The organism is Tenacibaculum amylolyticum (assembly GCF_964511145.1).
Lineage (GTDB): Bacteria > Bacteroidota > Bacteroidia > Flavobacteriales > Flavobacteriaceae > Polaribacter > Polaribacter amylolyticum.
The window spans coordinates 151,203-158,724 of record NZ_CAZEFZ010000070.1 but is presented as its reverse complement, the minus strand read 5'-3'; the positions used below and the strand labels follow the sequence as shown (position 1 = coordinate 158,724).

Here is a 7,522-nt window from a genome sequence, read left to right as displayed (position 1 = left end):
GAACTTAACACAGAAACGATAGACATCTCTAGATGGATGCGACATTTTATGGCTGGTTTTTTCTTAACCTTCTCGTTTTTCAAAATGTTAAACCTAAATGGTTTTAAAGATAGCTATGCTATGTATGACATTATTGCTCGAAAATTTCCTGTTTGGGGCTATGTCTATGCTTTTACAGAATTAGCCTTAGGTATAGCATTCCTTATTAATTTTGATCCTATTATTACCAATAGTGTAACACTCGTAGTCATGTCTGTTAGTATTATTGGTGTTTTACAAACTGTTTTGAATAAAAAAACTATTAAATGTGCTTGTTTAGGAGATGTTTTTAATCTTCCAATGAGTACAGTAACCATTATAGAAGATGGTTTAATGATTATAATGAGTCTTGCTATGCTAGTAATGGCATTAGGCTAATAACTTATTATCATTAAAGTTACCCCAGGAATAACACTACTATTCTGAGCTAGCTTACATCTAAGGAAACACAAAAGGGCTTCAATCGTTTTAACACATAACAATTGAAGCTCTTCATAAAAACACTCATTTTTTTATCTATTATAGTTCAACTATAATTCCTTTACCTTTTATTGAAAAGCTAATTTTTACAATGTATAACTAGTTTTATTTCTTAATGCAACTAAACCGCATTAACTAATTTATCCTTAAATTTGTTCTATAAAAACTAACATATTTTTTAACAAATTAGATTAATGGATATAGCTAAGAAATTACCTGTTACCGTTTTGAGTGGATTTTTAGGAGCAGGGAAAACAACATTATTAAATCATATTTTACATAACAAAGAAGGTTTAAAAGTAGCTGTTATTGTAAACGATATGAGTGACGTAAATGTAGACGCAGAATTAGTGAAGAACGAAAATACTTTGTCCCGTACTGAGGAGAAATTAGTAGAAATGAGTAATGGTTGTATTTGTTGTACACTTCGAGAAGATTTAATGGTTGAAGTTGAACGATTAGCTAAAGAGAATCGATTTGATTACTTGCTTATAGAAAGTACTGGAATTAGCGAACCTGTTCCTGTAGCACAAACATTTTCTTTTATAGATGAAGAGAACAATATTGATTTATCTCGCTTTAGCTATATCGATACTATGGTAACTGTTGTAGATGCCTATAATTTCTTTAATGATTTTGGTAGCTCTCATACGTTAATAGACAGAGAACTTACCAATATTGAAGGCGATTATCGTACCATCGTAAATTTATTAACTGATCAAGTTGAATTTGCAAATGTGATTATTCTTAATAAAACCGATTTAGTAACTGCTGAACACTTAGGTGTGCTAAAAGCAGCAATTCAAAAACTAAATCCATCTGCTCGTATTATTGAATCTAGCTATAGTAAAATAGCTCCTAAAGAAATTCTAAATACAGGCTTATTCAATTTTGAAGAAGCTGAGCAAAGTGCAGGTTGGATTGAAGAACTTAATAAAAAAGAACACACTCCAGAAACTGAAGAATACGGTATTTCTTCTTTTGTATATAGAGCTCGAAAACCATTCGACCCAAATCGTTTTTGGAATTATATTCAACACCATTTCCCAAATACAATTATTCGAAGTAAAGGTTTATTTTGGATTGCTTCTAGACCAGAACAAGCAATTGTTTGGAGTCAGGCAGGAGGTTCTTTAAAAGCAGATAGCGCTGGTGTTTGGTGGAGCAGTATGTCTTTTGAAAAACGCACACAATTCTTAGCTTTTGTAGAAAATCAACAGCAAATAGAAGGAAATTGGGATAAAACTTTTGGTGATCGAAAAAATGAAATTGTATTCATAGGTCAACATATAGATGAAAAACAAATTACAACAGCTCTTAATGCCTGTTTAGCTACTAATGAAGAGTTAGAAAATAAGATGTGGGAAGTTGGTTATGATGATCAATGGCCAGTAGAAAGAGCTTATGCATTAGAATAAAATAAAGTCCATCGTATAAATTCCTGTATTTGATAGAATAATTCCTTGATTCATTCTTTCTATTTTGAGCTGCTTTGCGAAAGCTTATACTTTCGCAACATCAGTAATTCATTTTTGCTATTCAGTAATTAGAAAAGCTATCATAATCATAGTTAAAACTGTATTATTATCCTACCGCTTTTTCTATATTGTTTCGCGAAAATTTGTTGAATCTCAAATATGAAGTTAACAATAAACATTTGGAATACATATCTACTAGGCTTTACTTTTTTAATAAGTTATTTAAATGTAATTTCTAGTAGAATAATTCCATCTAAAGGTTTCAATTGGCTTGTTTTTACTCCAGAAGCTCCAATAGCTAGCTTAGTAAACGCTATTATTGTATTTACCATTTTAAAATTTCTTCTAGTTAGAAATAATAACATACTACTCCCTAAAATAAAATGGAAAAAACTTAGCTTAATAGTTTTTACAGGACTTCTTTTTTATATAATTATCTCAAACTTAATGAGCGTAATCGCTGCGATAATTTTTGATAGTTTCGATAGAAATTTCCAACCAATTGGAATGGTTACTCTTCATAATATGAGATATATAGTTGATTACTTTCTTTACAGTATTATTTTTATGGCCTATGTCTTTTACAATAAAAACATTCAACAAGAACAACATTTAAAAACAATTGAGAAGTCACTTAATAGAAGTAACCTAGCAAATTTAAGAGCGCAGCTTAATCCGCATTTTCTCTTTAATAATTTAAATAGCTTAGATGAGTTAATTTATACCGATAAAGATAAAGCTTCTGATTTTTTAGCTGATTTTGCTAGCTTATATCGATTCTGTCTAGAAAATGCCAATCAGCATTTAATTTCATTAGAAGACGAGTTAAATTTTGCTCAATCTTATTTTGACATGATGCTTCAAAAATATCCTGATGAATACCTATTACAAATTCATGAATACGAAAAAGGGGCTTTTTTAATTCCTCCCTTCACTTGCCAAACACTTATTGAAAATGTAATAGAACATAACAGACCAGATGAAAAAGGTGTTCCAATTCATATTGTAATATCGTTAAAAGACGATTACTTAATTATTCAAAATGATAAAACCTTAGATACTCGAAAAACTATGAAAAGTGGTAAGGCTATCAAAAACTTAAGAAAACAATATGAGCTCTTAGAAACTCGCCCTTTAATTATTGAAAATAACAGAACTCAATTTACCATTAAAATACCTTTAATATCAAATGATTAATATCTTAATTATAGAAGACGAAAATGCAGCTCGTAACAAGTTAAAGAGATTCCTAAGTAAATTAGATGAAGAAACAAATGTAGTTGCAGAAATCGAAGACCTAAAAGGTTTGCAAAGATTCTTTAAAAGCCCTTCAAAAATTGATGTAGTTATCTCTGATATAGAATTAAGAGATGGAAATGTATTTTCGTATTTAGAGCAATGTGATATTCGTTGTCCTATTATTTTCACTACAGCGTATAATCAGTTCTGGACCAATGCTTTTGAAGGCATGGGAATAGATTACTTACTTAAACCTTATAATTTTGCTCGTTTTCAAAAAGCTTGGGATAAGTTCAAGAAAATAGCCGTTCCAAAATCTTCTTCTAAAGAAATTTTAAGTCAGTTAGAATCTTTATTTAAACAACAGCAAACTTCAACTAATTTAAGAGAACGATTTACCTATAAAAAAGGAAACGGTATCGCATTTATAACCATCAATCAAATAGCATTAATTAAAGCTGAAGAAGGCGCTATTTTTATTATTGATGAAAACGGTAAACGATTGCTTTCTACTGAAAATGGTTTACAACAACTATTTAGTATGCTAGACGAAAAAGTCTTTTTTAGAATTAATAGAAGTGAAATTGTACATAAAAAATACATTGAGCAAATGCAACGCTTTTCAAAAAATGTAATTGCTATAAAAGTTACAGGTATACAAGAATGGTTAAAAACAAGTCAGAGTAACACTAGTGAATTTAACGACTGGGTGAAAATGTAACTTTTAATCAGTTATAAAAAAACCTGATTCCTTTTTCTATTATTTTAGTATTTTAATTAGCATGTTTTATAAATATAACTGGTAATGCCCAAAAGAGAATTTATACAAGTTCCTATTCGTAGTATTCGTCAAAATGACAATACATTAAATTCTTCATTTTCAATCGAACATATAAAAGAAGATGAAAATGCTGATAAGGTTGTTGTACCAGCACATCGACATGATTTTTACCATATTATGTTTATAAAGCAAGGAACGGGTACAAATATTATCGATTTTAAAACCTATAATGTACAACCAAATACGCTTTTTTTTATTTCTCCTGGTCAAGTACATTCAATTGAATTAAGCGCCAATGTTAAAGGATATGTTATTTCTTTTAATTCAGAATTTTACTTACTTAACGATACCATACAAAAACTATTAGATTTTCCTTTCTTTCATTCTTTTAGCAATGCTCCTGTAGCGTATTTAAATGAAAGTAATATTAAAATTCAAGCTGTTTTTGATGAATTGTATGAAGAGTATAAAACTAATTCTGATAAGAATATGCTAAGAGCCTTATTAGAATTGTTATTACTTAGAGCTGCACGTTTATATACTAAAACGCCTACAAAGGAAACACCTGCTTACTTAACATACCAAATCAGAAAACTAGAAGCTTTAATCGATACTCATTTTAAACAATATCGTGTATTAAATGACTATGCTGAATTAATGCATATTTCCCCTAAACATCTTAACAGTCTAGTTAAAAAAGGTCTTAACAAAACAGTTAAAAACCTTATTCATGAACGATTGCTTATAGAAGCTAAAAGGCTTTTGTTATTTACTAATAATTCTATTTCTGAAATTGCTTATGAATTAGGTTTTACAGACAAATCTTATTTTATGCGTTTCTTTAAAAAACAGACTTCTATTACTGCAGAAACATATCGTAACCAACATAAACCAACTTCAGTTTAAAGGATTTTTTGTCCATTAAAACCCGTAAAAAGGTCACCTTCTGCCCTACTTTTCTAATCTAATTTTGCTTTCATATTATAAATATGATACTATATGAAGCAAGATATTCTGAACTATTTCAGTAACATAAACACTAGAACTAAAGGAATTATAGTAGCACTTCTAGGAGCTATTTTAATGAGTTTCGACCCTATCTTTATTCGATTCTCAGGTGTAGGAGGATTCGATACAATTTTTCTGTTTGGATTATTTACAGCTATATCTATGTCAGCATTAGTTCAACTAAGAGAAAAACGTTCTATTGTTCAGCTTATACGAACAAATGGATGGCCTTTAATAATTCCTAGTTTTTTAATGCTTGGAAGTGCATCTGCATTTGTATTAAGTGTTAAAAACACATCTGTCGCTAATACCTTTATTATATTAAGTGCTACTCCAGCAATAGCTGCGTTAATAAGTTGGATTGTTCTAAAAGAAAAAACAAATAGTGCTACTTGGCTAGCTATTTTATTTGTAATTATTGGTGTATTTATTGTTGTAAACGGTTCATTTGATTCTGGTAATTGGAAAGGCGATCTCTTAGCTTTTGTATCTGTTTTATGTCTTTCTGTAATGTTTACTATACTTCGTAAATACAGTAAGGTAAATAGATTTACAGTTGTTGCGTTAGGAGGCTTTTTCTTAGCTTTTGTAATGTTCTTCTTCGCAAAACCTTCAAGTTATTCAATACATACTTGGATTATAATGGCAGCTATGGGACTCTTCTCTGCTCCTTTGGGTAGAGTACTTTCCATGATTGCAACAAGATATGCAACTGCTTCAGAAATTTCATTGACTCTAATGTTTCAAAATGTGTTAGCTCCAATTTTAGCATTTATCTTTTTTAATGAAGTTCCTAACACAAAAAGTTTGATTGGTGGAGGAATCATTTTCCTCACCATAGTCTTATATATCATCAACTTATCAAAACAGTCAACTAAAAAATAATAACTCTTAAATATATACTCATGGAAAAAAATGCATTACATCATTTTATAGAAGAATTATCTAAAATATGGAATCCTGTTAATTCAGATTTAACAAAGAAAAGCAAACAGTTATTAGAGGAATTAACTCAAAATTGTATTGGTGAAAGTTGGATGAATGATTTGATAGAAAATCAATATCCTGCAAAAGAAATTTATAAAAGTCAGGAACATGGATTTATTTTAATGGGACATGTAGAAAATGAAGGTGTTATGAGTCCTCCGCACGATCATGGAAATGGTTGGGTGTTATACGCAACCGTTTCAGGAAATGTACAAATGGGTATATATCAACCTATTATTTCACAAAACGGTACACTTAATTTAGTACAAAAAGATAGCTATGTTTTAGGTCCTGGACAATGTAGTATTTATTTACCTGGTGATATTCATGATACAAAATCACTAGAAGATAATACCGTTATGTTGCGTTTAACTAGTTGTGATTTTCATAAAGAGTTTGATGAAGGTAGACTAATACGATATACAAATGAAGTTAGCAAATGGTAACCATTGTATATATGATCTAAAATACCCTAGCGAGTATCTAAACTTCTTTTAGATACTCGCTTTCTTAATTTAAGAAGCTTTCCCTCAATTTAAATAATTAACTTAGTTCCATATGTTTTTCAACCTAAAATTGTTTCTTATAAACTAATTACTTATGTCTAAAATGTTTGTAAAGAATTTATCTGATGTAGCTATTGAAGTAATTATCGATTGCTTTTTAAAAGCTTTCGAAAACTATTTTGTAAAAATGCCAACCGACATCGATTATTATGTACAAAGATGGAAGGCTGCTAAAGTCGATTTTAGCCTTTCATACGGTATGTTTGATGGAAATAAAATGGTAGGTTTTATAATTCATGCTATAGACAAACGAAATGATGTTTTAATTGCTTTTAATACAGGTACTGGCGTTATCCCTGAATATAGAGGTAAAAAAATTATTCGTACTATTTATGCATATGCTCTAGATGAATTAAGAAAAAATGGTATTCAAAAAAGTGCGTTAGAAGTAATTACTGAAAACAAAATTGCAATTGCATTATATAAGAGTATTGGTTTTACAATACGCAAAGAGTATAAATGTTTTAATGGAACAATTGATCTAAATATATCTCAACTCCCAGATTTAAAAACTGTTGATCTAAAACAAATAGACTGGAACTCTTTACCTAATCAAAAGTATTACTCATGGGACAATCAAAAAGCACCAATCTTAGCAGGAAATTATAGTTTTTTTCAAGTATTACATAACGGACAACCTGAATCCTTTTTCATTATAAATACTGTCCTAAACTATGTCGCTCAAATGGATATTTTGATTTCACAAAAAGATGCTTGGAAAAGGCTTTTCGCTGGCATACAAAAAGTCTCTGGAACTATTAAAATTAATAATGTAGCTATTCAGTTACAAAATAAAATAGATGCACTAACTCAATTTGGATTGAAAAACACAGTTGATCAGTTTGAAATGGAATTGGATTTATAAGTTTCTGGAAAACCATACCCAATACTACATATGAAATTGGTATAAAAAGTTGTATCGAGAACAGCGTACTGAAGGGATT

Annotated in this window: 8 protein-coding genes (1 of these 8 running past the window's edge); all 8 read left to right on the top strand. The window is 29.7% G+C overall.

Going from position 1 to position 7,522, the window contains the following annotated elements; translation table 11 throughout:
* A protein-coding gene (locus ACKTTC_RS16975) for a heavy-metal-associated domain-containing protein (protein WP_408041048.1) crosses the window boundary here: on the top strand, positions 1-417 show its 3' portion. 303 nt of this gene lie to the left of the window's left edge; the window shows 417 of its 720 coding nt (coding positions 304-720); its start codon lies beyond the left edge, outside the window; the stop codon is at positions 415-417.
* 296 nt (positions 418-713) lie between these two features.
* Entirely contained in the window at positions 714-1,937 is a 1,224-nt protein-coding gene (locus ACKTTC_RS16970) for a GTP-binding protein (RefSeq protein ID WP_408041047.1), read from the top strand.
* Positions 1,938-2,156: 219 nt separating this feature from the next.
* Complete coding sequence (locus ACKTTC_RS16965; RefSeq protein ID WP_408041046.1) at positions 2,157-3,194, top strand: sensor histidine kinase; 1,038 nt, start codon at positions 2,157-2,159, stop codon at positions 3,192-3,194.
* Positions 3,187-3,957, top strand: coding sequence for a LytR/AlgR family response regulator transcription factor (locus ACKTTC_RS16960; RefSeq protein WP_408041045.1), 771 nt, complete (start codon positions 3,187-3,189; stop codon positions 3,955-3,957). Before ACKTTC_RS16965 ends, ACKTTC_RS16960 begins: the two co-directional genes overlap by 8 nt.
* A gap of 84 nt (positions 3,958-4,041) precedes the next feature.
* Positions 4,042-4,923: an AraC family transcriptional regulator gene (locus ACKTTC_RS16955; RefSeq protein WP_408041044.1), complete on the top strand. Its 882-nt coding sequence runs from the start codon at positions 4,042-4,044 to the stop codon at positions 4,921-4,923.
* 93 nt (positions 4,924-5,016) lie between these two features.
* Positions 5,017-5,910: a DMT family transporter gene (locus ACKTTC_RS16950; RefSeq protein WP_408041043.1), complete on the top strand. Its 894-nt coding sequence runs from the start codon at positions 5,017-5,019 to the stop codon at positions 5,908-5,910.
* A 20-nt stretch (positions 5,911-5,930) separates the two neighbouring features.
* Positions 5,931-6,458, top strand: a complete 528-nt coding sequence (locus tag ACKTTC_RS16945) for a hypothetical protein (RefSeq protein ID WP_408041042.1) — start codon at positions 5,931-5,933, stop codon at positions 6,456-6,458.
* A 154-nt stretch (positions 6,459-6,612) separates the two neighbouring features.
* The gene (locus ACKTTC_RS16940; RefSeq protein WP_408041041.1) at positions 6,613-7,443 is read left to right on the top strand and encodes a GNAT family N-acetyltransferase; all 831 of its coding nucleotides are present in this window, start codon (positions 6,613-6,615) and stop codon (positions 7,441-7,443) included.
* Positions 7,444-7,522 lie beyond the last annotated feature (79 nt).